Origin of the sequence: Streptomyces sp. NPDC017448 (assembly GCF_044330565.1) — a bacterium.
Taxonomy (GTDB): Bacteria; Actinomycetota; Actinomycetes; order Streptomycetales; family Streptomycetaceae; genus Streptomyces.
On record NZ_JBIRLM010000009.1, the window covers coordinates 258,505 to 282,394 of the forward strand.

Below are 23,890 nucleotides of genomic sequence, written 5' to 3' on the forward strand. Positions count from 1 at the left end.
GTGGCGCGGAATCCCTCGGACGGGTGGCTGCGGGGAGAGCGGGCGCGTCGCACGGAACCCATGGGGTGTGCCCCTCTTCTCCGCTGCCTCCGCCCCGTCCGCCGCCCCCGATCTCCCGCCCGTCGCGACCGAGGGGGGCGGGGGCGGCAAGGCCGCCCGGCCGCCCCTGTGGCTGCCCTCGCCCTACCTGGTGCTGGGCGGTCTGCTGTGGGCGGTGCTGTCGGCGGCGGCCTGGCGGGCCCCGCTGTGCTGCGAGGCCGGGCTCCAGGCGGCGATCGTCGAGCGGCTGCGGACGAGCCTGCTGCACCCGGCGTTCCCGATGACGGACCTGCCCGCCGTCGCGAGCGCGCACTACTCCCCGTACGCGCTGCTCCAGGGTCTGACGGCCCGCGCGACCGGGTTCTCCGGCCCGTCCGTCGTCGCGCTGGCCGCCTCGGCGAACCTGCTGCTCCTGCTCACCGGGATCGGACGGCTCACCCGGCTGCTGACCCCGAACCGCTGGGTGCCGGTCCTCGTGCTGGCGCCGCTGGCCCTGATCCACTGGGCGGACCCGGCCCGCTGGAGCGCGCCGAGCACGTTCGCGGTGGCGGTGACCCTGCACCTGTGGGCGTGGACCGGACGCGTGGTCGTCCGGGCCCCGCGCCCGGGCGCACCGAGGCCCGGCCGGACGCCCACGTGGTGCGAGGCGGCCGGGATCGGCGTGCTGCTCGGGCTCGTCCTGCTGGTCCATCCGCTCACGGCGATCGGTGCGGCGATCGGCTGCCTCGCCCTGATCGCGGTGCGGACGCGGACCCGGGTCAGACCGGTCGTGTGGCGGTGGACGGCCGCCGCGGTGTGCGCGGTGACCGTGGCGGCGGCGTGGCCGTACTACAACGGGCTCACCGCCCCGCGCACCCCCTCCGAGGGCAGGACCACGCGGCCTCCGGCGGTGGAGGGGGTCCGGGCGGCCGGGGAGCCGTACACCTGGGCGACCGCCTACGTGCCCCCGGGCGAGGTGGTCCTGACGGACAGCCGCCCGGCGATGTACGCGCTGGCCGGGCACGGGGCGTACGTCCTGGCCGACGCGCTGCCGGACGCGGGCCTCGCGGCCGCGGAGCGGCGGGAGCGGAGCCGGGCGGTGGCCGCCTACCTCGACACGGCGACCCCGCAGGCCCGGCGGGACGGGATCACCGGCCGGTACGGCGTGCGGTGGCTGCTGCTCACCCGCAACCAACGGCTGCCCGAGAACGCGACGGTGCTGGCGTTCAGCCCGCGCACCGGCGAGGTACTGGCGCGGGTGGCGCCGGGCTAGGACCTGCCGTCGCCCTGCCGTCGTCGCCCGGCAGGCGGCAGGCGGCAGGCGGCAGGCGGCAGGCGGCAGGGCGACGACAGACTCTAGGGGACGTCCGGCGGCTCGTGCCCGGGGTGGTTGAGGGCGGCGACCGCCGACGCGGCCAGGTCGTCCAGGTACCCCTGCGGCAGCTCGCCGCGCACGACGACGAGCCGCCAGTACAGCGGGCCGACGATGAGGTCGAGCGCCCGGTCCGGATCGCTCCCCGGCGGCAGTTCGCCGCGGGCCACCGCCTCCCGGACCACCACGGCGGCGACGCCCTGCTGCTGGTCCAGGAGGGCGGCCTTGATCGCCTCGGAGATCTCCGGGTTGCGGGCCGCCTCCACCAGCAGGTCCGGGATGACCTGCGAGGCGACCGGGTGGCGCAGGGCGTAGGCGGCCAGTTCGAGGACGGCGCGCACGTCCCCGTACAGCGAACCGGTGGCCGGGGCGGGCATCCCCTGGGCGGCGACGGCGGCGACCAGGTCGAGGACGAGCGCCAGCTTGGACTTCCAGCGGCGGTACACGGCGGTCTTGCCGACCCCCGCGCGCCGGGCGATGCCCTCGATGGACATCCGGGCGAACCCCACGGCGGCGAGTTCCTCGAAGACGGCGGCGCGGATGGCGTCCGTCACGTCCTCCCGCAGGACGGCGGCGCCCGCGGGGGCTCGGCGGCGGGTTCCCCGTTCGGTGGTCATGGCCCGCATGATAGTCCGCCGCGACGAAACGGTTGCGTTGCGACGTAGAAGCGTCCTACTCTCAGCGTTACGACGATACGGTCCCGTCCCTACGAGGTCGTCCCCACGGGACCGTGTCGTTCCACCCGCTCCACCCCCTCCCGCCCCGCCACCCGGCTCCCGTCCTCCCCGCCCCTCCTTCCGTCCCCCTTCCCCCCTCCCGCTTCCGTCGAAAGCGATCGTTCGTGGTGAGCCAGACAGCAGCCCCACCGTCCCCGGCGCCGTCTCCGGCGAGCGCCCTCGACCAGCCCGCTCCCACCTACGCCCCCGGCGAGCTGGCGGCCCTGGCCGCCCGGCACGGACTGACGGTCAGCGGGGCCCGGCCCTCCCTGCCCGCCTACGTCCGGCAGCTGTGGGGGCGGCGGCACTTCATCACGGCGTTCGCGACGGCCAGGCTGACGGCCCAGTACAGCCAGGCGAAGCTCGGCCAGATCTGGCAGATCATGACGCCGCTGCTGAACGCCACGGTCTACTACTTCATCTTCGGCGTCCTCATGGACACCCGGCGCGGGGTGGAGGACTTCGTCCCGTTCCTGGTCACCGGCGTCTTCATCTGGACCTTCACCAGCAGCTCGATCACCGCCGGCACCCGGGCCATCAGCGGCAACATCGGCCTGGTGCGGGCCCTGCACTTCCCGCGCGCCTCCCTGCCGGTGGCGCTGGCGCTCCAGCAGCTCCAGCAACTGCTGTTCTCCCTGGGCGCGCTGGCCCTGATCCTGCTGGTGTTCGGCCAGTACCCGAGCCCGGCCTGGCTCATCGCCGTCCCCGCGCTGGCGCTGCAGGCGCTGTTCAACACCGGGTTGTCGATGGCCATGGCCCGGCTGGCCGCGCGGACCCCGGACATCGCGCAGCTGACGCCGTTCGTGCTGCGGACCTGGATGTACTCCTCGGGCGTCATGTGGAGCCTGGACCACCTGCTGGCGGGCGACCGGGTGCCGCACGCGGTCATGGTGGTGCTGGAGTACAACCCGGCGGCCCTCTTCATCAACCTCGTGCGGTACGCGCTCATCGACAGCTACACCTGGGACCAGCTGCCGCCCTTCGCCTGGGCGGCGGCGGCCGGCTGGGCGCTGCTGTGCGGGGTGGCGGGATTCGTGTACTTCTGGAAGGCCGAGGAGACGTACGGACGTGGCTGACGTCGAGGACACCCCCGAGGACCTGCGGGTTCCGACCGTCGTCGTCGACGACGTCCACATCACCTACACGGTCAACGGCGCGCGTACGGGCCGGGGCAGCGCGACCTCGGCGCTCAGCCGGCTCACCTCGCGCCGCCGCACCCCCGGCGCACGCACGGTGCACGCCGTGAAGGGGGTCAGCTTCGCCGCGTACAAGGGCGAGGCCATCGGCCTGATCGGCTCCAACGGCTCCGGCAAGTCGACGCTGCTGAAGGCGGTCGCGGGCCTGCTCCCGCCGACCCGGGGCAGGGTCCACACCCAGGGCCAGCCCTCGCTGCTCGGCGTCAACGCGGCGCTGATGGGCGACCTGACCGGCGAGCGCAACGTGGTGCTGGGCGGGCTCGCGATGGGGATGACGCGCGCGCAGATCCGCGAACGCTACGACGAGATCGTCGACTTCTCCGGCATCAACGAGAAGGGCGACTTCATCACCCTGCCGATGCGCACGTACTCCTCCGGGATGGGCGCGCGGCTCCGCTTCTCCATCGCGGCGGCCAAGAGCCACGACGTGCTCCTGATCGACGAGGCCCTGTCCACGGGCGACGCGAAGTTCCAGCGCCGCAGCAAGGACCGCATCAAGGAGCTGCGCGCCGAGGCGGGCACGGTCTTCCTGGTCAGCCACAGCAACAAGTCGATCACCGAGACCTGCGACCGCGCCCTGTGGCTGGAGGCGGGCACCCTGCGGATGGACGGTCCGGCCGAGGACGTGGTGAAGGCGTACGAGGCCTTCACCAAACGCAAGTGACCGCTGGGGTCCGGCCCCGGCCCGGCGGCCGGGGGCGCCTGTTCGGTCCGCCCGGCGGCCGAGGACGTCTCCCCCGCCCGCCCGGCACATGAGGACGGGAGCCCGCGCCGAGGGGCCGGCACCCCACCGGGCGCCGGCCCCTCGACGTACCAGGACTTACGCGTGCGTACGCAGGAGCGTCCGCATCGTCCGCATCGCCACCGACAGGTTCGCCAGGTCGAACGCGTCCGACCCCTGGATCTCCTCCAGCGTCGCCCGCGAACGGGCCAGGATCGCCGCGTTCTTCTCCTCCCACGCCCGGAACCGCTCCTCCGGCGTGGACGAGCCGTTGCCCACGCTGAGCACGTCCGAGGTGAGCGCCGCGTGCGCCGCGTACAGGTCCTCGCGGATGGAGGCACGGGCCATCGACTGCCAGCGGTCGTCCCGGGGCAGCTCGATGATCCGGTCCATGAGCTGGGTGATCCGCAGCCGGTCCGCGAGGTCGTAGTAGACCTCCGCGACCTGCAGCGGCTCCTTGCCCGTGCGGTCGGCGATGGCCACGATGTCCAGCGCCGGGAAGGCCGAGGAGAACCCGGCGACCCGCACGGCCAGCTCGTCCGGCACGCCCGCGGCCGTCAGCTCCTCCAGGATCGAGTGGTACCAGTCGAGGTCCGCGCCCTTGAGCAGCTTGGGCAGCTCGTCCCAGACCCGCGCCACGCCGTCCCGGAAGCTCCCGATGGTCTCCGCGATGGCGACGGGCTGCGGCCGGTTGCCCAGCAGCCAGCGCGAACCGCGCTCGACCAGCCGCCGCGAGTGCAGCCGGATCCGGGTCTGGACGTCGGCGGCGACCTTGTTGTCGAGCGCCTCGACGGCGTCCCACACCTGGGAGAGGCCGAAGATCTCACGGGCGGTGAACTGGGCCCGCACGATCTCCTCGATCGACGCCCCGGTCTCCTCCCGCAGCCGGTGCAGGAAGGTCGAACCGGCGGTGTTCACCGTGTCGTTGACCAGAACCGTCGTGATGATCTCCCGGCGCAGCGCGTGGCCGTCGACCGCCTCGGGGAACCGCTCGCGCAGCTGGCTGGGGAAGTAGGCGTGGACCAGCTTCTGCAGGTGCGGGTCGTCCGGCAGCACGGTGGAGATCAGCTCGTCCGCCGCCGTGATCTTCGTGTAGGCGATCAGGACGGCCAACTCGGGCTGGGTGAGCCCCTTCTCGTTGCTCAGTAGCTCCCGGATGTGCCGGTCGGCGGGCAGGAACTCCAGGGCCCGGTCGAGCGCGCCGTCGCGCTCCAGGCGGCGCATGAAGCGCTGCTGGGCGTGGAGCAGGGACTGCGCCTGGGCGGAGGCGTTGGAGAGCGCGACGTTCTGCGCGTAGTTGTTGCGCAGGACGAGCGCGCCGACCTCGTCGGTCATCTCCGCGAGCAGCTTGTTGCGCTGCTTGACGGTCATGTCGCCGTCGCGGACCAGGCCGTTGAGCAGGATCTTGATGTTCACCTCGTGGTCGGAGGTGTCCACACCGGCGCTGTTGTCGATCGCGTCGGTGTTGATCCGGCCACCGCTGCGCGCGAACTCGATCCGGCCGAGCTGGGTCGCGCCGAGGTTGCCGCCCTCGCCGACGACCTTGGCCCGCAGGTCCTCGCCGTTGACGCGGATCGCGTCGTTGGCCTTGTCCCCGACGTCGGCGTTCGACTCGGAGACGGCCTTGACGTACGTGCCGATGCCGCCGTTCCACACCAGGTCCACGGGGGCCTTGAGGATGGCCTGCATCAGGTCGGCGGGCGTCATCTTGCTCACCGACGCGTCGATGCCGAGCGCCTCGCGGACGTGCGGGTTGAGCGGGATCGACTTGGCGCTGCGCGGGTGGACGCCGCCGCCCGCCGAGAGCAGGTCCTTGTCGTAGTCGGCCCAGGAGCTGCGCGGCAGGTCGAACAGGCGGCGCCGCTCCGCGTAGGAGGTGGCGGCGTCCGGGTTCGGGTCGAGGAAGATGTGCCGGTGGTCGAAGGCGGCGACCAGGCGGATGTGCTCGGAGAGCAGCATGCCGTTGCCGAACACGTCGCCGGACATGTCGCCGACGCCCACCACGGTGAAGTCCTCGGTCTGGGTGTCGTGGCCCAGCTCCCGGAAGTGCCGCTTGACCGACTCCCAGGCGCCCCGGGCGGTGATGCCCATGCCCTTGTGGTCGTAGCCGGCCGAGCCGCCGGAGGCGAACGCGTCCCCGAGCCAGAAGCCGTACGCGACGGCGACCTCGTTGGCGATGTCGGAGAAGCTCGCGGTGCCCTTGTCGGCGGCGACGACGAGGTAGGTGTCGTCCTCGTCGTGCCGGACGACGTCGGCGGGCGGCACGACCTCGCCGGCCACCATGTTGTCGGTGATGTCCAGCAGCGCCGAGATGAACGTGCGGTACGCGGCGACGCCCTCGGCGAGCCAGGCGTCCCGGTCCACGGACGGGTCCGGGAGCTGCTTGGCGACGAAGCCGCCCTTGGCGCCGACGGGCACGATGACGGTGTTCTTCACCATCTGCGCCTTGACCAGGCCGAGGATCTCCGTGCGGAAGTCCTCGCGCCGGTCCGACCAGCGCAGGCCGCCGCGCGCGACCTTGCCGAAGCGCAGGTGGACGCCTTCCACCCGCGGCGAGTAGACCCAGATCTCGAACGCCGGGCGGGGCGCGGGCAGGTCCGGGATGGCCTGCGGGTCGAACTTCATCGAGACGTACGAGTGCGGCGCGCCCTCGTCCGTCCTCTGGAAGAAGTTGGTGCGCAGGGTGGCCTTGATGACGGTGAGGAAGGAGCGCAGGATGCGGTCCTCGTCGAGCGAGGCGACCTGGTCCAGGGCCCCGTCCAGCTCCTCCAGGAGCCCGTCGGTCAGCTCGGTGCCGGCGCTCTGGCGGCCGGGCGACATGCGGGCCTCGAAGAGCGAGACGAGCAGGCGGGTGGTGTGGACGTTGTTGCGGAGCGTGGACTCCATGTAGTCCTGGCTGAACGTCGAACCGGCCTGCCGCAGGTACTTGGCGTACGCGCGCAGCACCATGGCCTGCCGCCAGGACAGCCCGGCGCCCAGGACCAGCGCGTTGAAGCCGTCGTTCTCCGCCTCGCCCTTCCAGACGGCGGCGAACGCCTCCTGGAAGCGGGTGCGGGCGTCGTCGGCGAGGTGGCCGCCGTTGCCCTCGGCCACCGGCATCCGCAGCCCGAAGTCGTAGATCCAGGCGTGCGTGCGGTCGGCGCAGCGCAGCTCGTACGGACGCTCGTCGACGACCTCGACGCCGAGCTGCTGGAGCGCCGGCAGGACGGCGGAGAGGGAGACCTGCTCACCGGTCCGGTAGATCTTGAAGCGGCGCTCGCCGGGGCCCGCGCCGACCGGCTCGTACAGGCTGAGGGCGAAGTCCTTCTCGCCCTCCTTGAGGGTTTCGAGGTGGACCAGGTCGGCGACGGCGGCGCGCGGCGAGTGGTCGGCCTTGTAGCCCTCGGGGAACGAGTGGCCGTACTGGCGCTGGAGCTCCGCGGCGCGCTCCTCGCCCAGCTCGGCCGTGAGCGCCTCCTGGAAGCCGTCGGCCCAGGAGCGGGCGGCCTCCACGAGACGGGCCTCGATGCGTTCGGCGTCGGCGTCGGTCAGGTGCGGCAGCTCGGTGCCGACGGGGACGCGGACGACGAAGTGCAGGCGGGAGAGGATCGACTCGGTGTTCCAGGCGGTGAAGTCGACGCTGGTGCCGCCGAGCTCCTCCTTGAGGATGTCGATCAGCCGCAGGCGCACGCCGGTGGTGTAGCGGTCGCGCGGGAGGTAGACGATCGCGGAGTAGTAGCGCCCGTACTCGTCCTGGCGCAGGTAGAGCCGCAGCCGGCGGCGCTCCTGGAGGTAGAGGACGGAGGTCACCACGGAGCGGAGCTGGTCGACGGGCGTCTGGAACAGCTCGTCGCGCGGGTAGGTCTCCAGGATCTGGAGCAGGTCGCGGCCGTCGTGGCTGTTGTACGAGAAGCCGGCGCCCTCGACGACCTCGGCGACCTTGCGGCGGATGACGGGCACCCGGCGCACGGACTCGGTGTAGGCGGCGGAGGAGAACAGGCCGAGGAAGCGGCGCTCGCCGACCACGTTGCCCTTGGCGTCGAACTTCTTCACGCCGACGTAGTCGAGGTAGCTGGGGCGGTGCACGGTGGCCCGGCTGTTGGCCTTCGTCAGGACGAGGAGCTTGTGCTCACGGGCCTTGGCGCGGGCGTCGGCCGGCAGCCGGTCGAACGACGGGCTGACGGGGTGGGCCTCGTCCTCGCTGTGGTGCGGGTCGGAGCGCAGGATGCCGAGCCCGGTGCCGGGCACGGCGGCCAGCGCGTCGCTGTCCTTCAGCTCGTACTCGCGGTACCCGAGGAAGGTGAAGTGGTCGGCGGCCAGCCAGCGCAGCAGCTCGCGGGCCTCCTCGACCTCCTCGTCGGCGAGGTCGTCGAGCGGTTCGCCGGGCAGGTCGTCGGCGATCCGGAGGGCGGCCTCGCGCATCTTCTGCCAGTCCTCGACGGCCTCGCGCACGTCGGACAGGACGCGGCGCAGGCCGGAGGTGATCTGCTGGAGGTCGGCGCGGTCGGTCTCGCGGTCGATCTCGACGTGGATCCAGGACTCGACGAGCGCGTCGTGCGGCCGCTCCGCCTTCGCCCCGGGCTTCGGGGCGCCCGGTCCGCCGGAGAGGATCTCGAGGAGCCGGCCGGCGACGTCGCGGCGGACGGTGACCTGCGGGTGGATCACGACGTGGATGCCGCGCCCCTGCCGGGACAGCTCGTTGGTGACCGAGTCCACCAGGAAGGGCATGTCGTCGGTGACGACCTCGACGACGGAGTGGCTGCAGGTCCAGCCGTTCTCCTCGACGGTCGGGGTGTGCACCCGGACGTTCGCGGTGCCCTGCGGGCGGTTCTCCGCCAGCCGGTAGTGCGAGGCGGCGGCGCCGAAGACGTCGACCGGGTCACGGCCGCCGAGGTCCTCCGGAGCCGTGTGCAGGTAGTAACGCTGGAGGTAGGCGAGCACGGTCTCCTCGCCGGTGGAGGCGCTCCCCTCGGCCCCGGCGGCCCTCGCCCGGGGGGCGCCTCCCGGCCCGTCGACACCACCGCCCGGACCGTTTTCAGCTACCTTGGCGGCCCCTTCGAGCAGCTCGGCCTTGGCTTCGTCCAGCTTGGTCTGCATGTCCTCTGGCTCCTGTCGCGCGCCGTTGCGTGACGTAGGTGAGAAAAGCGGCGTACCGCCACGACGCGGGGTTTCCGGTCTGGGTCGACGCTATGCCGCTTCGAGAGATACCCCGGACCGTGTGGGCCGTTTTCGGCAGGGGGGCCGGGGTCGGGAGATCGCGGATCGCCCGGGTGCTGTGGCACTCCGGACGGCGGCCGGGGGCTTCGCTGCCCCCGAGGCGTATCGCGCTGATCACGGCACCAGGCTATCGCCCCCGGGGCCCCTCACGTCATGAGCTGCTTGTGTACAAAAGAACCCCCCGAACTTTGACACTCCGGACAGTGCGCGACGCCCTTCACCGGAGCTCGTTCCCCGCCCCCCGCTCGGCACTCCTCCGCCGAACGCCCCCTATGCGGCGAACGTCTCCGCCAGCGCCACCGCCTCCGCCAGGCTGTCCACCACCGGCACCCCCGCGCCCTCCAGGCTGTTGCGGCTGTGCGACCCCCCGGTGTACAGCACCGCCCGCGCCCCCACGTGCGCCGCCGCGACGGCGTCGTCCAGCGCGTCCCCGATGACCACCGAGTTCTCCGGGAGGATTCCGCCCGCCCCGGCCAGCGCCTCGAAGTGCCGCTCCATGTGGAGCGCCTTGCTCCCGCCGGACGGCCCCGTGCGCCCCTCGACGCGGACGAACCTCGGCTCGATCCCGTACCCCCGCACCACCGGTACCAGCTGCTCGTGCCCGTACATGCTCAGCAGCGACTGGCTGCGCCCGGCCCGCTGCCACCGGTGCAGCAGCTCCTCCGCCCCGGCGGTGAGCCCGCAGGCCGCCCGCTGCTCCGCGTAGTACCGGTGGAAGATGCCGTCCATCCGCTCCCACTCGGCCTCGGTGGGGAGCCGGCCGAGGAACCGCTCGTAGAAGCGGGGTATGGGGATGGTGTACATCTCCCGGTACTGCTCCAGCGTGATCGGCGCCAGCTCGACCTCCGCGAACGCGGCGTTCGTCGCCCGGATGACGGCGTGCGTGTCATCGAGCAGCGTGCCGTTCCAGTCCCAGACCAGATGTGTGCGTGTCGTTCCGGAAGTCATGCACAGAATCTACCGGCCGGGTCCGACAGCCCCGGTCCTCAGCCGATGAGCTGCGGGATCTCCTGGACGCCGAACCAGAGCAGCTCGTGGTCCTCGGCCCCGTCCACGGTGAACCGCGCGTCGTCGTCGCCGAGGTCGGCCGCGCCCAGGGCGGCCGCCGCGGCGGCCACGTCCTCCTCCGCCTCGTCGGCGTCCACGTGCACCGCCGCCGCCTTGGCCAGCGGCAGCGGGGCGGCGATCCGCACCTCGCCGAGCGACGCCGCGCTCAGCCCCTGATCGGGGTCGGCGACGGCGGCCCCCTCCGGTACGTCGACGGCGACGACGACCCGCCGGCGCGCCGCCCCCGGGTCGCCGGCGATCATCCGGAGCGAGGCGGCGGCGGCCCGGCTGAGCGCCGCGTACTCCAGCTCCTCGATGTCGTCGGAGACGTACCACTCGCGCAGCCCGGGGGTCACCGCGTAGGCGGTCAGCGGTCCGGGTCCGACCTCGCCCGCACCGTGCGCCGCTGCGAGACCGGAGAGGGTCAGGGGGACGTACACGCGCATGACAGGCCGCTTTCGTAGGGGGAAACGTCCTCAGGATACGTGGGGCCGTCCCCTTTCGGGTTTCGGCAACCGGGGGCCTCCGTTAACGGCCGACGTCTCGTCACCCCCGCCATCGCCCTTGCCGCACAAGGGGTTCGCCACGGATAGGTGAATCCGCCCCCGCCCGTTCGGCGCCCGGAGGCCGGTTGCGGGGCTGACGACCGCACCCGTAGAAGATCCCCAACACAAGTTACCGCCCGGTACCGCCGGGCCCGGTCAACGGGGGCGATCGATCATGAGCACGGACAGGACGAGGCCCGCCGGCCGCCGCGACCAGCGCGGTCCCCGGTCGGTACCTCCGCAGCGGTCCCGAGGGCAGCTGGCCCGCCGGCCGCAGCGGCCGCACCAGTGGTTCGCCGAGCGTCTGCTCGCGGTCCTCAGCGGCCAGCGCCCGGTGCACTGGATGCTCGGCCACACCATCGGCGAGGCGTACGACCAGCTTGCCGAACTGGCTCCCAGCACCCCGCTGGGGGCCGTCCGGGGCAGCCGTCCCGTCCTCCGCCACTGCCGCGGGGCGCAGCCCGCCACCGGCGTGGTCGAGGCGTTCGCCAGCATCGCGGCGGGCGACCGGGTCCGGGCGATGGCCTTCCGCCTGGAGCAGGGCCCCGACCGGCGCTGGCGCTGCGCCGCCGTGGAGCTGGGCGGCGAACGCCTCGCCGCCGCGGCCCCGGGGCCGCGGTGAGCCGGGAAACGCGGCAGGGGCCGGACACCGGGAGGTGTCCGGCCCCTGCCGGGGTGGTGCCGCTACTTCTTGCGGCGGCGGCCGCCGCCACCGCTCTTCTGCGCCTTGCGGCGCTCCGCACGCGTCATGCCGTCGGCGGAGCGGGTGGCGCCGGCGGCCTCGTCGTTGGCGAAGTCGCCCTCGACGACACCGCCCTCACCGTCCACCGTGGGGGCGGAGAAGTGGAGCCGGTCCGGCCGCTGCGGGGCCTCCAGACCCTTGGCGCGGATCTGCGGGGTGGTCTCCTTCTCCAGCGAGGGACGCTCGGCGCCGTCCTGCACCGGGACCTCCTCGACCTGCTGCTCGACCTGGACCTCCAGGTTGAACAGGTAGCCGACGGACTCCTCCTTGATGCCCTCCATCATGGCGTTGAACATGTCGAAGCCCTCGCGCTGGTACTCGACCAGCGGGTCCTTCTGGGCCATGGCCCGCAGGCCGATGCCCTCCTGGAGGTAGTCCATCTCGTAGAGGTGCTCGCGCCACTTGCGGTCGAGCACCGAGAGGACGACGCGCCGCTCCAGCTCACGCATGATGTCGGAGCCGAGGGTCTTCTCGCGCTCCTCGTACTGCTCGTGGATGTCGTTCTTGATCGACTCCGCGATGAAGTCGGCGGTGACGCCCGCCAGGTCGCCGGCCGCCTCCTCCAGCTCCTCGACGGTGACCTTCACCGGGTAGAGCTGCTTGAAGGCGCCCCACAGCCGGTCCAGGTCCCACTCCTCGGCGAAGCCCTCGGCGGTCTCCTGCCGGATGTAGTCGTCGATCGTGTCGTCCATGAAGTGCCGGATCTGGTCCTGGAGGTCCTCGCCCTCCAGGACGCGGCGGCGCTCGCCGTAGATGACCTCGCGCTGCCGGTTGAGCACCTCGTCGTACTTCAGGACGTTCTTACGCGTCTCGAAGTTCTGCTGCTCGACCTGCGACTGGGCGGAGGCGATGGCGCGGGTGACCATCTTGTTCTCGATCGGGACGTCGTCGGGGACGTTCGCCATCGACATGACGCGCTCGACCATCTGGGCCTTGAACAGGCGCATCAGGTCGTCGCCCAGCGACAGGTAGAAGCGGGACTCGCCCGGGTCGCCCTGACGGCCGGAGCGGCCGCGTAGCTGGTTGTCGATACGGCGCGACTCGTGGCGCTCGGTGCCGAGCACGTAGAGCCCGCCGAGGTTCTTGACCTCTTCGAACTCGGCCTTCACGGCCGCCTCGGCCGCCTCCAACGCGGCAGGCAGCGCGGCCGCCCACTCCTCGACGTTCTCCACCGGGTCGAGGCCGCGCTGGCGCAGCTCCGCCTCGGCGAGGTCGTCGGGGTTGCCGCCGAGCTTGATGTCGGTGCCTCGTCCGGCCATGTTCGTGGCGACGGTGACGGCGCCCTTGCGGCCCGCCTGGGCGACGATCGTCGCCTCCCGGTCGTGCTGCTTGGCGTTGAGGACCTCGTGCTGGACGCCGCGCTTGGAGAGCTGCTGCGAGAGGTACTCGGACTTCTCGACCGAGGTGGTGCCGACCAGGATCGGCTGGCCCTTCTCGTGCTTCTCGGCGATGTCGTCGACGACCGCGGCGAACTTGGCGACCTCGGTGCGGTAGATCAGGTCCGACTGGTCGGCGCGGACCATCGGCCGGTTGGTCGGGATCGGCACCACGCCGAGCTTGTAGATCTGGTGGAACTCGGCGGCCTCGGTCATCGCCGTACCGGTCATGCCGGAGAGCTTGTCGTAGAGGCGGAAGAAGTTCTGCAGGGTGATCGTGGCGAGCGTCTGGTTCTCGTCCTTGATGTCCACCCCTTCCTTCGCCTCGATCGCCTGGTGCATGCCCTCGTTGTACCGGCGGCCGGCGAGGATACGGCCGGTGTGCTCGTCGACGATCATGACTTCGCCGTCGATGACGACGTAGTCCTTGTCCTTCTTGAACAGTTCCTTCGCCTTGATGGCGTTGTTCAGGTAGCCGACGAGCGGGGTGTTGACCGACTCGTAGAGGTTGTCGATGCCGAGCCAGTCCTCGACCTTGGCGACGCCGGCCTCGTGGATGGCCACGGTCCGCTTCTTCTCGTCGACCTCGTAGTCGCCGGTCTCCTCGATGCCCTTGAGCTGGTTGCCCGCCTCACCCTTGGTGAGCCGCGTGACCAGCTTGGCGAAGTCGCCGTACCACTTGGTGGCCTGGTCGGCCGGGCCGGAGATGATCAGCGGCGTACGGGCCTCGTCGACCAGGATCGAGTCGACCTCGTCGACCACGGCGAAGTTGTGGCCGCGCTGGACGAGCTCGTCCTTGGACCACGCCATGTTGTCGCGGAGGTAGTCGAAGCCGAACTCGTTGTTCGTGCCGTACGTGATGTCGCAGGCGTACTGCTCGCGGCGCTGGGCCGGGGTCATGTTGGCGACGATGCAGCCGACGGTCAGGCCCAGGAACTTGTGGACCCGGCCCATGAGCTCGGAGTCGCGCTCGGCGAGGTAGTCGTTGACCGTGATCAGGTGCACGCCCTTGCCGGAGAGCGCGTTCAGGTACGCGGGCAGGGTGCCGACGAGGGTCTTGCCCTCACCGGTCTTCATCTCGGCCACATAGCCGAGGTGCAGGGCGGCTCCGCCCATCATCTGTACGTCGTAGTGGCGCTGTCCGAGAACGCGCTTGGCGGCCTCGCGGACCGTGGCGAACGCTTCGGGAAGCAGGTCGTCCAGGCTCTCGCCGTCCGCGTACCGTTCCTTGTACTCGTCGGTGAGCGCCCGCAGCTCGGCGTCGGAGAGGTTGACGAAGTCCTCTTCGATGGAGCTGACCTGGTCCGCGATGCGGTGCAGTTTGCGCAGGATCTTGCCTTCGCCTGCACGCATGAGCTTGTTGAAGACGGACACTGAGGCTGGTCTCCTTGCCGGTCGGGCCTGGCACTGGGTCGTGTGATGGACACTGGCGCGGGCACGGCAGGTGGGCCCCACCGCAACGGCCATCGTAAGCGAGGACACCACCGCGTCGGGAGGGCTGCTGCCGCGTGGACCTCTCCGCCCCCTCGCAGGACAACGGTCCGGGCGCGCGGAAGGTGCCGGGAAGCCCCGAAAGTGCTCGCGCCGGCGGAGCGGCCTCACGAGAATCGGACCATGGAGCCGATCACCCTCACCACGGAACGCCTGCTGCTGCGGCCCTTCGGTCCGCAGGACACCTTCCAGGTGCACGCCGCCTGCCAGGACCCGGACATCCAGCGCTGGACGGTGATCCCCTCCCCCTACCGCCTCACGGACGCGGAACTGTTCACCACCCAGCTCGCCCCGGCGGGCTGGCGGGACGACTCCGCCTACGGTTTCGCCCTGGTCCTGCGGGAGACGGGGGCGCTCGTCGGGGCGCTCGGCCTCGATCGCCGCAGCAGGCCGGGGACGTACGAGGTGGGCTACTGGTCCGCCCGGGAGCACCGCGGCCGCGGCCACGTCACCGAGGCGGTGCTCGCCTCCGCCCGCTGGGCCTTCGCCTCGCTCGGCGCGGAACGGCTGGAGTGGCGGGCCGAGATCGGCAACGCGGCCTCGCGGGCCGTCGCCCTGCGGGCAGGGTTCCGGTTGGAGGGCGAGCAGCGGTCCGGGCTGCTCAACAAGGGCGTACGGCGCGACGCCTGGACGGCGGCCCTGCTCCCGTCCGACCTGGGGCTGGCCGGCACGCATCCCTACCTCCCCGGGCGGTCGGCCCCGCTGCCGGGCGGCCCCCCGGGCCCCGGACGGTGACCACGGCCAGGCCGGTGACCGCGGTCCGGACGGTGTCCGCGCGGCCTGCGGGCGGAGCCCTGGACTCCGGGTGGCGGCCCCGCCGCCCGGGACGGAATCGGGGGCCGGACTGTCAGTGACGGCGTCTAGGGTTCGACGTATGACGCCTGTGCCTCCTCCCGCAGTCGAACTCTCCGCCGACCAGGCCCGCCGCATCGCGCTGCGCGCCCAGGGGTTCCTCGGGGCCCCGGACCGCCGGGCAGGGGTGCCGGGGGTGCTGCGCCATCTCGGCGCGATCCAGCTGGACACGATCTCGGTGCTGGCCCGCTCGCACGAGCTGGTCCCCTACGCCCGGCTCGGCGCGGTGGGCCGCCGGGCGGTGGAGGACGCCTACTGGTCGGGCGGCCGCACCTTCGAGTACTGGTCGCACGCCGCGTGCATCCTCCCCGTCGAGGAGTGGCCGCACTTCGCGTTCCGCCGCCGCGCCTACCGCTCCCGCCCGCACTGGGGCCACGATCTGCCCGACGGCGTGTACGACACGGTGATCAAGCAGCTGCGCGACGAGGGCCCGCTGACGGCGACCGAGCTGGGCGGCGCGAAGAACGGCGGCGAGTGGTGGGACTGGTCGGCGTCCAAGGTCGCCGTCGAGCGGGCCCTGATGTACGGCGAGGTGGTCTGCACCGAGCGGCGCGGCTGGAAGCGCGTCTACGACCTGGCGGAGCGGGCCGTTCCGGACGCCCTGCTCCACGACGACCTGAGCGACGCCGAGTGCCGGAGACGGCTGGTCGCCCTGGCGGGCAAGTCCTTGGGCGTGGGCACCCGGAGCGACATCGCGGACTACCACCGGTTGAAGGGCGAGGAGTTCGACGCCGTGGTGGCGGACTCGGGGCTGGTCCCGGTCGTGGTGGAGGGCTGGGCGAAACCGGCCTGGGCGGCCCCGGAGGCGCTGGCCCAGGAGGTGCGCGGGCGCCACCGTACGACGCTGCTCTCCCCGTTCGACTCCCTGATCTGGGAACGGGCGCGCACGGAGCGGATCTTCGGCTTCACCCACCGGCTGGAGGCGTACGTACCCAAGCAGAAGCGGATCCACGGGTACTTCGCGATGCCGCTGCTGGCGGGCGGGAAGCTCCAGGGCCGGGTCGATCCGGCGCGCGAGGGCGCCACGCTGGTCGCCAAGCAGGCGTCCCTGGCGGGCCCGAAGGCGGTGGCCCCGATGGCCGAGGCGCTGGTGGAGGCGGCGGCCTGGGTGGGCTGCACGGAGATCCGGGTCGACCGGGTGGACGCCCCGGAGCTGCGCGAGCCGCTCAGGACGGAGATCGACCACGCGCTCCGTCGCGCCTAGAAGGGGTCCGGCCGCTACCTGAAGGTGTCCGGCCGCTACCTGATCTCCAGGATCTTCTCGCGCATGGCATAGACCACGGCTTCCATCCGGGAGTGCAGCTGGAGTTTCTCCAGAATATTGCGGACGTGGTTCTTCACCGTGTTCTCGGAAATGAACAACTCCTTGGCGATGTCCCGGTTGTTCATGCCGGTGGCCACCAGTTTCAGCACTTCCAGCTCGCGCTCGGTGAGCCGGGGCGCCGGGACCAGCCGCCGTTCGTCGGTGCGCTGGATCATCGATTTGAACTCGGTGAGCAACTTGGAGGCCATGGAGGGGCTGATCTGCGACTGCCCGTCGGCGACCGCGCGAATAGCGGTGGCCACCTCGTCGGTGGAGATCTCCTTGAGGAGGTATCCGGTCGCACCCGCCTTGATCGCCTCGTAGAGGTCGGCCTCCTCGTCGCTGATCGTCAACATGATGATCTTCGCGCTGGGAGCCACCTCCTTGATGGCGGTGCACGCCTCGATGCCGCCGCGCTTGGGCATCCGCACATCCATCAGAACGATGTCGGGCAGCAGGTCGGCCGCCTTGTCGACCGCCTCCGAGCCGTCCCCGGCCTCTCCGACGACCTGGATGTCCTCCTCCTGCGCGAGGACGATCTCCAGCCCTCTGCGGAAGAGCGCGTGGTCGTCGACCACCAGGACCCTGATGGGCTCCTTGCGCGCTCCGCCGTCCACGTCCGCTCCGGCATACGCACCGGCGTCGGCGTCGGAGCCGTTCGCGCCGCGCACGGGCCCGAAGGTGTCCGCCATCGTTCCTCCCCCTGAAGGCCACGGCCTGAAGTGTCGGTCGTTCGCCAACGGCACTTCGCGGAACACCGATTGGCTCGGGCCGCCATGATTCCATGCCCGGCCCCCGGCACGGTGGCGATGCGCCCGCACGGGGGCGCCCCCGGTGGCGTGAAAACGCCGCGGGAGCGCCCCCGGCCCTCCGGCCTCAGCCGCCGAGCGCTCCGCCCGCGCCGCCGGCCTCGTCCGCGGCGAGCGGGTCGGTCCTCAGGTGGATGACGCCGTAGTCGTACGCGTGGCGCCGGTAGACGACGCTGGGCTCCTTGGTCTCGGAGTCGACGAACAAGTAGAAGTCGTGACCGACCAGTTCCATCTCGTAGAGCGCCTGGTCGAGCGACATGGGTGCGGCGGTGTGGGTCTTCTCGCGCATCACGAGCGGCCCTTCGCCCTGCACTTCGAGCGAGCCGATCTTCGTGGTGGGGACGGGCGCCGACGGCTGGTCGCCGACCAGCTCCCCGTCCTCGTCGAACGAAGCGACGCCGGGGACCACGTCCCCGACCTCGGCGGCCGACAGACGGCCGTTGCCACGGCGGCTGTAGCGCTTGTCGTGCTGCTTGCGCAGCCGGGCCTCCAGCTTTCCGGTGGCCAGGTCGAGCGCTGCGTAAGGGTCGCCCGCCGCCGCCTCCGCCCGGATGACCGGCCCCCGCGAGCGAAGCGTGATCTCCACCCGGTCGGAACGGTCGGCCTGACGGGGATTCGGCTCCTTGGACACCTCGACGTCGAGGCTGATCACCTTGCCGTCGAACTTCTGGATCTTGTCCAGCTTCAGTTTCTCGGCCACGTGCTTGCGGAACCGCTCGGGCACCTCGGTCTTGCGGCCCTTGACGACGATGTCCACGCAGAACTCCGTTCCCGGATCGCCCCGCTCAACGGCGGAGCATCTCCCTTTTGCACCAGGCCCCGGAGATCACCAGGGCCTCGGACTCGGTGGCTTTCGCCTCCTCCTCCCCCGCCGGAGGGGTGTTGATCCCACCGACTCGTGCGCTGCTCCTACGGTGAGTTACCTGCCCGAAACCTCTTGGTGCATTCGTCGAGGTTCGGCATTCACCGTTCCTCACCTCCGAACATAGCCTGCACAGCCGGGTCTCGGCACCCGCTACCGGCACGTACCTCCGTTCACGGGGTATTGCCCTCTCTTTACCTGCAACGTCGCAGGTTCCCGGTCAGTTCCGGTTTATTTCGAAGGCGGACGGAGAGGCCGCCACGACGGCCGCCCCGCATGCCGCGCGCGCGGAAGGCGTCCGGGGCCCCGCGCCCGCCTCTCCGAGGGCCCGTGCCGCCTCCGCCAGCGTCGATCCCGTCGTCAACAGGTCGTCGACCAGGATCACCCGGCCGTGGTGGAACGAGCCGTGCCGCAGGAGCCTCCGGCCCCCGGCCGTGAGCTCCAGCGCCCCGGCCAGATTCGCCCGCCGCTGCCACGCCCGGAGGCCCGCCTGGTCGGCGACCGGCCGCCGGTGCCGCAACAGCGGAAGCGCCTGGGCGGGCAGGCCGCGGCGCCGCAGGTCCCGCGCGGCCGCGGCGGCGATCCGTCGCACGGGGTCATGGCCGCGCGCGGCGGTCGCGGAACGAGCGGAGGGCACCGGGACCAGCAGCAGGGGCCCCGCACCGCGGGAACGCCCCGCTCCGGCCCGTACACCCCCGGCCAGAGCCCTTCCGAGTGCGCCCGCCAGCCCGAGTGCCCCTCGCTCCTTGTGGGCCAGCAGAACCGCGCGTACGGCGTTCTCGTACGGGGCCGCCGCGAAGACCGGGGGAAGACCCGGGGACCGGGGCGAGGGCCGGACGGGACGGGCCGGACCGCCGTGCAGCGCGGTTTCGCAGGCCGGGCACAGCTCGGTGCGCGGTCTGCCGCAGCCGGCGCAGGCCACCGGCAGGAGCAGACCGGACAGCTCCCGCCACCCGTGCAGCATGGCCCCACTGTGCCGGGCACGCCGGGGCCGGACCACCCCTGTGGACAACTCCGGGCCACCCCGCCCCGCGGCCGGCCGCCCCGGTCAGCCGGGGTAGACCAACGAGGTGCCCTGCTGGAGAACGGTCTGCCAGTTGTCCCCGGGCAGGAGCTTCACTATGCCGTCGTCCGCGGTCTCCGCCATCAGCGGCAGCAGCTCGTCGTCGGCCGCGGCGACCGACTGGACCTGGTTCACCCCGGGCAGCGCCCCGGAGCCCGAGGTGGAGCCGTCCGCCTGCACGTAACGCACCTGCTGGACCCCGCCCTCCTCCTTGCCGGCCACGACCAGCCGGCTGCGCCCGGACCAGGAGATGGCCGTCACGTCCGTGAGCTGGGGCGCGGCCTGGCGCAGGTCCTCGACCGAGAGGCGGGGAACCGCGGAGGACCCCCCGCGCTCGACCCGGCCGATGTTCAGCATGGTGCGGCCGTCCTTCGCCAGCAGCAGAGCTATCCGCACCCCGTCCGCGGACATCCTCAGCGCCTCGATCCGGGCGCCGTCGAGGCCCGGCACCCGGACCTCCTGCGGCTTCCCCGTTCCTCCGGCCAGCCGCAGCAGCCGGGGCCGGGCCGGATCCCGGTCGGCGACCCACAGGTCGCCGCGTCCGTCCCAGCTCGGCGGGGAGAGCCGGTCGGCGGCCTTCTTCGCGGTGCTGGTGACGAGGGGCGCGGCCAGCTCGCCCTCCGTCTCCAGGGAGGACACGTAGAGGCTCTGCCCCTGCGCGGAGACCGCGGCGGCCCGCTCCTCGTCCCGGGCCACCCCGACGGACCCCATCGGGACGGTGCCCGCCCCCAGCGGCCCGGTCACCGGCTCCGGCGTTCCGACGCCCTCGGGGGAGCTGGGGATCCGCTCCACCTGGCCCTTGCCGTTGATGAAGTACTGGCTGTCGGCCCCGTCCGAGCCGCGGTCGGCGGAGAAGTCCGACGCGTCCTCGGCGTCGAGCCCGCAGAGCGAGCCCTTCCCGCCCTCCAGCTCCACCCGCTCGACCCGCGCCGAGGTGAGGTCGCGGAGCGTGTACAGCACCTGGGCGGCCATCATCCGGCACGCGCTGCGGGCCGCCCTGTCGGCCTTCCCGTTGAGCCGCACCCTCAGGACGTTCTGATCGTCCGGGGCCAGGGCGATGACGCCCTTGCGCAGGGCGGTCCCCTCCGGGAAGCGGGTGTCGACCACGGGCCGCAGCCAGTCCGTGGGCCCCGCGAGCAGCGTGCGGACGGTCTGGGCTGCGGTGTCCATCCGCGTGACCGGATCCGTGCGGTTGCGTACGTAGACGGGGTCCGCGACCAGCGTCGGCCGGCCGTCGGTGGGCCCGGCGGCGAAGAAGTACTTGTTCACCGAGCGGTAGAGCCGCTTGAAGTCGGACTGCCCGAGGACCAGGCCGTCCGGCACGACGTCGATGCGCCACTCCTGCTTCCCCTCCGCCACCTTCTCCTGCACCAGGTGCAGGTTCTGGGAGTAGTCGGTGGGAGCGAGGGGGCGGTACGAACTCTGCGCGTCGACCTCCGCCACCTTCTCGCCGGTCAGCGTGTAGGTCGCCTCCTTGTCCTGGTTGGCCCGGTTGGCTCCGTCGTGGAGCAGGGGGCCGGTGCGGTTCGGCGCCTGGGCGAGCACCGTGGTGCCCCCGTCCGGCCGCCAGGTACGCCGGGCGTCGGCGCTCAGGTACTTCCGCGTGGTCGCGAACGCGGGGTCGTCGCTGGTCATCGACTCCAGGAAACCGTCGACGATCTCGGCGGGCGGCGCACCTTCCCGGGGCGCCACCGCGTACACCTGCACCTGGGAATCTCCGGGCTGCGAGGCGTCGACCGCCTTGACGTCCCCGCTCACCGGCATGGAGCTGCATCCGGCCAGCACGACGATGCCGCAGCCGAGCAGCGCGGTGAACCGCACCGCCCTGGCACGGCCGCCCGGACGGCGGTCAGTACCCACGAGTGGTGTCCTCCTGGTCGGAATCCGGTAGGCCGGCGACCGCCCGCCCGCCGGGACGCTCCGGCGCGGGGCGCGCGACGACGCGCGCCCCGTTGCCGGGCAGCGCTGCGGGGTGCACCGACGCCGGGGCGGCGTGGTGGGCGGCGGGGCCGCGCGGGGGCACGGGCAGCGGCGACCGCTCGCCGGCCCCGGACTGGGCCGGCACGGACCTCAGCCGCTGGTCGTCCGACCCGCCCGCCCCGGCCTCGTGGCGTTCCCGCTCGTCCCGGCTGCGCCGCGAGTCCTCGGGCTCCAGCGGTATCGGCGAACCGCGCAGGGGCTCGTCCGCCGTACGCGGCAGGGTCAGCCGGAACTGCGATCCCCCGCCCGGCTCGCCCCACGCCTGGAGCCAGCCGCCGTGCAGCCGGGCGTCCTCCACCGCGATGGAGAGGCCGAGCCCCGTACCGCCGGTCGTCCGGGCCCGCGCCGGGTCGGCCCGCCAGAACCGGTTGAAGACCCGGGTCGCCTCGCCGGGCTTGAGCCCGACCCCGTAGTCCCGCACGGCCACGGCGACCGCGCCCTGGGCCACGCCCATCCGCACGACGACGTCCCGGCCCTCCCCGTGCTCGACGGCGTTGACCACCAGGTTGCGCAGGACGCGCTCGACCCGGCGGGCATCGGCCTCGGCTATCACCGGCTGGTCGTCGCCGACGACGCGGATCCGGGTGCCCTTGCGTTCGGCGAGCGGCTCGGCGCCGCCGATCACCCGGTGCACCACGGTCCGCAGGTCTATCGGCTCGGCCTCCAGGGCGGCGGCGCCCGCGTCGAAGCGGCTGATCTCCAGCAGGTCGGAGAGCAGCGACTCGAAACGGTCGAGCTGGTCGCCCAGCAGTTCGGCGGAGCGGGCGGTAACGGGGTCGAAGTCGGCGCGCGCCTCGTGGATGACGTCGGCGGCCATCCTGACGGTGGTGAGCGGGGTGCGCAGCTCGTGCGAGACGTCGGAGACGAACCGCCGCTGCATCCGGGAGAGCTCCTCCAGCTGCTGGATCTTCAGCTGGAGGTTCTGGGCCATCTTGTTGAAGGCTTCACCGAGCCGGGCGATGTCGTCCTCGCCGGTGACCTTCATCCGTTCCTGGAGCTTGCCGGCGGAGAGCCGTTCGGCGATGCCCGCCGCCATCCGCACCGGCGTGACGACCTGCCGCACCACGAACCAGGCGATGGCCCCGAGCAGCACGACGACGAACAGCCCGGCGGTGGCCAGGGTCGTCCTGACCAGCGACAGGGACTTCTCCTCCTGCGTGAGCGGGAAGAGGTAGTAGAGCTCGTAGGGCTGCTGGTCGATGTCGTAGAGCCGCTTGCCGACGACGAGCCCCGGCTGCGACTCCTTGCCGTACGAGTACCGGATCAGGGAGTACGTCTGGTACGCGCCCTGCCCCTCGCCCACGTTCCGGCGCAGGCGGTCGGGCACGCTGGACGCCTCGACGCTGCCCGAACCGCGCGCGGCACGGCTGCTCGTCCCCTCGGAGACCGAGTCGACGCTGAGCGCCACCACGTTGAAGGCGTTCTTGCCGCCGCTGGCGAGCTGGTCGACGAGTTCGGTGCGCCAGGAGGTGCTGCCGGTCATGCCGTCCGCGTGCTCACCGCCCTGCCCCTCGGGGACGAGAGGGGCGTTGGCCTTCTCCTGGGCCGCGGCGAAACCGCCGGCGGCCTGAGTCTGGGCTGCCTTGCCCTTCGCGTCGAGCAGGCCGTTGCGCACCTGTTCGACGACGACGAAGCCGAGCAGCAGCACGACCACGACCGACATCAGCAGAGTGCCCGCGACGACGCGCAGCTGCAGGTTGCGCCGCCAGAGCCGGACGGCGGGCAGCAGGGGGCGGCGCACCCACCGCATCAGCAGGCGCGGAACGGGCCCGCCGGGCGTCCGGTCCTCGAACAGCCGGCCGGCCCTCGGGAAACGGCTCATACGTGGCGCCTTCCGCCCCGGGCCGGCAGCCCGCTCCGTACGGACTCCCGGCTCGCCGGGCCCCGGAGCAGCGCTGCCTCGGGGCATCTCAGCTCGGTCCGGCCTTGTAGCCGACGCCTCGGACCGTCACCACGATCTCCGGCCGCTCCGGGTCCTTCTCGACCTTGGAACGCAGACGCTGGACATGCACGTTCACCAGGCGGGTGTCGGCCGCGTGGCGGTAGCCCCACACCTGTTCCAGCAGGACCTCGCGGGTGAAGACCTGCCACGGCTTGCGGGCGAGCGCGACCAGCAGGTCGAACTCCAGCGGGGTCAGGGCGATGGACTGCCCCTCACGCTTCACGGAGTGGCCGGCCACGTCGATGACCAGGTCACCGATGGTCAACTGCTCCGGAGCGGGCTCTTCGGACCGCCGCAGACGTGCCCTGATCCGGGCGACCAACTCCTTGGGTTTGAACGGCTTGACGATGTAGTCGTCGGCCCCTGATTCCAGGCCGACCACGACGTCGACGGTGTCGCTCTTGGCGGTGAGCATGACGATCGGCACACCGGACTCGGCTCTGATCAGCCTGCACACCTCGATGCCGTCCCTTCCGGGCAGCATGAGGTCGAGCAGCACCAGGTCCGGCTTGGCCTCACGAAATGCGGCCAGTGCCTTGTCGCCGTCCGCTACGAACGACGGCTCGAAACCTTCTCCACGCAACACGATGCCGAGCATCTCGGCCAGTGCGGTGTCGTCGTCGACGACAAGGACGCGTCCCTTCATAATCGACATCATC

Annotated in this window: 17 protein-coding genes; 6 read left to right on the top strand and 11 right to left on the bottom strand. The window is 72.0% G+C overall.

Annotated features, from left to right (window positions below; translation table 11 throughout):
- Nucleotides 1–67 precede the first annotated feature (67 nt).
- The gene (locus ACH4K1_RS17860) at nt 68–1,291 is read left to right on the top strand and encodes a hypothetical protein (RefSeq protein ID WP_398090235.1); all 1,224 of its coding nucleotides are present in this window, start codon (nt 68–70) and stop codon (nt 1,289–1,291) included.
- Between the two features lie 83 nt (nt 1,292–1,374).
- Here the strand turns inward: ACH4K1_RS17860 and ACH4K1_RS17865 are convergent, their stop codons facing one another.
- Nucleotides 1,375–2,007, bottom strand: coding sequence for a TetR/AcrR family transcriptional regulator (locus tag ACH4K1_RS17865; RefSeq protein WP_398090236.1), 633 nt, complete (start codon nt 2,005–2,007; stop codon nt 1,375–1,377).
- A 224-nt stretch (nt 2,008–2,231) separates the two neighbouring features.
- Between ACH4K1_RS17865 and ACH4K1_RS17870 the strand changes: the two genes are divergently transcribed.
- Together ACH4K1_RS17870 and ACH4K1_RS17875 are read left to right on the top strand one after the other, a co-directional pair.
- The gene (locus tag ACH4K1_RS17870) at nt 2,232–3,182 is read left to right on the top strand and encodes an ABC transporter permease (protein ID WP_398090237.1); all 951 of its coding nucleotides are present in this window, start codon (nt 2,232–2,234) and stop codon (nt 3,180–3,182) included.
- Nucleotides 3,175–3,966: an ABC transporter ATP-binding protein gene (locus ACH4K1_RS17875; RefSeq protein ID WP_398090238.1), complete on the top strand. Its 792-nt coding sequence runs from the start codon at nt 3,175–3,177 to the stop codon at nt 3,964–3,966. Before ACH4K1_RS17870 ends, ACH4K1_RS17875 begins: the two co-directional genes overlap by 8 nt.
- 156 nt (nt 3,967–4,122) lie before the next feature.
- Here ACH4K1_RS17875 and ACH4K1_RS17880 read toward each other — a convergent pair whose 3' ends face one another.
- The 3 genes from ACH4K1_RS17880 to ACH4K1_RS17890 form a co-directional block, all read right to left on the bottom strand.
- Nucleotides 4,123–9,099: an NAD-glutamate dehydrogenase gene (locus ACH4K1_RS17880; protein ID WP_398090239.1), complete on the bottom strand. Its 4,977-nt coding sequence runs from the start codon at nt 9,097–9,099 to the stop codon at nt 4,123–4,125.
- Between the two features lie 390 nt (nt 9,100–9,489).
- On the bottom strand, nt 9,490–10,167 hold the full coding sequence (locus tag ACH4K1_RS17885) for an HAD family hydrolase (protein WP_398090240.1): 678 nt from the start codon (nt 10,165–10,167) through the stop codon (nt 9,490–9,492).
- Between the two features lie 38 nt (nt 10,168–10,205).
- Complete coding sequence (locus ACH4K1_RS17890) at nt 10,206–10,712, bottom strand: DUF6912 family protein (protein WP_398090241.1); 507 nt, start codon at nt 10,710–10,712, stop codon at nt 10,206–10,208.
- 274 nt (nt 10,713–10,986) lie between these two features.
- Here ACH4K1_RS17890 and ACH4K1_RS17895 point away from each other — a divergent pair, with 274 nt between their 5' ends.
- Nucleotides 10,987–11,433: an Rv3235 family protein gene (locus ACH4K1_RS17895; RefSeq protein WP_398090242.1), complete on the top strand. Its 447-nt coding sequence runs from the start codon at nt 10,987–10,989 to the stop codon at nt 11,431–11,433.
- Nucleotides 11,434–11,495: 62 nt separating this feature from the next.
- Here ACH4K1_RS17895 and secA read toward each other — a convergent pair whose 3' ends face one another.
- Nucleotides 11,496–14,303 (bottom strand): preprotein translocase subunit SecA, encoded by a 2,808-nt coding sequence (secA, locus tag ACH4K1_RS17900; protein ID WP_398090243.1) that lies wholly within the window; start codon nt 14,301–14,303, stop codon nt 11,496–11,498.
- Between the two features lie 240 nt (nt 14,304–14,543).
- Here secA and ACH4K1_RS17905 point away from each other — a divergent pair, with 240 nt between their 5' ends.
- Together ACH4K1_RS17905 and ACH4K1_RS17910 are read left to right on the top strand one after the other, a co-directional pair.
- Nucleotides 14,544–15,155: a GNAT family N-acetyltransferase gene (locus ACH4K1_RS17905; RefSeq protein ID WP_398090244.1), complete on the top strand. Its 612-nt coding sequence runs from the start codon at nt 14,544–14,546 to the stop codon at nt 15,153–15,155.
- A 139-nt stretch (nt 15,156–15,294) separates the two neighbouring features.
- Nucleotides 15,295–16,476, top strand: a complete 1,182-nt coding sequence (locus ACH4K1_RS17910) for a winged helix-turn-helix domain-containing protein (protein WP_398090245.1) — start codon at nt 15,295–15,297, stop codon at nt 16,474–16,476.
- Between the two features lie 35 nt (nt 16,477–16,511).
- Here ACH4K1_RS17910 and ACH4K1_RS17915 read toward each other — a convergent pair whose 3' ends face one another.
- The 6 genes from ACH4K1_RS17915 to mtrA all read right to left on the bottom strand — a co-directional run bounded on the left by ACH4K1_RS17915 (nt 16,512) and on the right by mtrA (nt 23,889).
- A complete protein-coding gene (locus tag ACH4K1_RS17915) occupies nt 16,512–17,267 on the bottom strand; it encodes a response regulator (RefSeq protein WP_398090246.1) in 756 nt (251 codons plus the stop codon).
- Nucleotides 17,268–17,451: 184 nt separating this feature from the next.
- Nucleotides 17,452–18,141 carry a ribosome hibernation-promoting factor, HPF/YfiA family gene (hpf, locus tag ACH4K1_RS17920; protein WP_103533270.1) on the bottom strand — a complete coding sequence of 230 codons (690 nt, stop codon included), beginning with the start codon at nt 18,139–18,141 and terminating at the stop codon, nt 17,452–17,454.
- 325 nt (nt 18,142–18,466) lie between these two features.
- Nucleotides 18,467–19,210, bottom strand: coding sequence for a ComF family protein (locus tag ACH4K1_RS17925; RefSeq protein ID WP_398090247.1), 744 nt, complete (start codon nt 19,208–19,210; stop codon nt 18,467–18,469).
- Between the two features lie 84 nt (nt 19,211–19,294).
- Nucleotides 19,295–21,130, bottom strand: a complete 1,836-nt coding sequence (locus ACH4K1_RS17930) for an LpqB family beta-propeller domain-containing protein (RefSeq protein WP_398090266.1) — start codon at nt 21,128–21,130, stop codon at nt 19,295–19,297.
- Between the two features lie 28 nt (nt 21,131–21,158).
- Nucleotides 21,159–23,198, bottom strand: coding sequence for an MtrAB system histidine kinase MtrB (mtrB, locus tag ACH4K1_RS17935; protein ID WP_398090248.1), 2,040 nt, complete (start codon nt 23,196–23,198; stop codon nt 21,159–21,161).
- A gap of 1 nt (nt 23,199) precedes the next feature.
- Nucleotides 23,200–23,889: a two-component system response regulator MtrA gene (gene mtrA / locus ACH4K1_RS17940; protein ID WP_007448372.1), complete on the bottom strand. Its 690-nt coding sequence runs from the start codon at nt 23,887–23,889 to the stop codon at nt 23,200–23,202.
- Nucleotide 23,890: the final 1 nt, after the last annotated feature.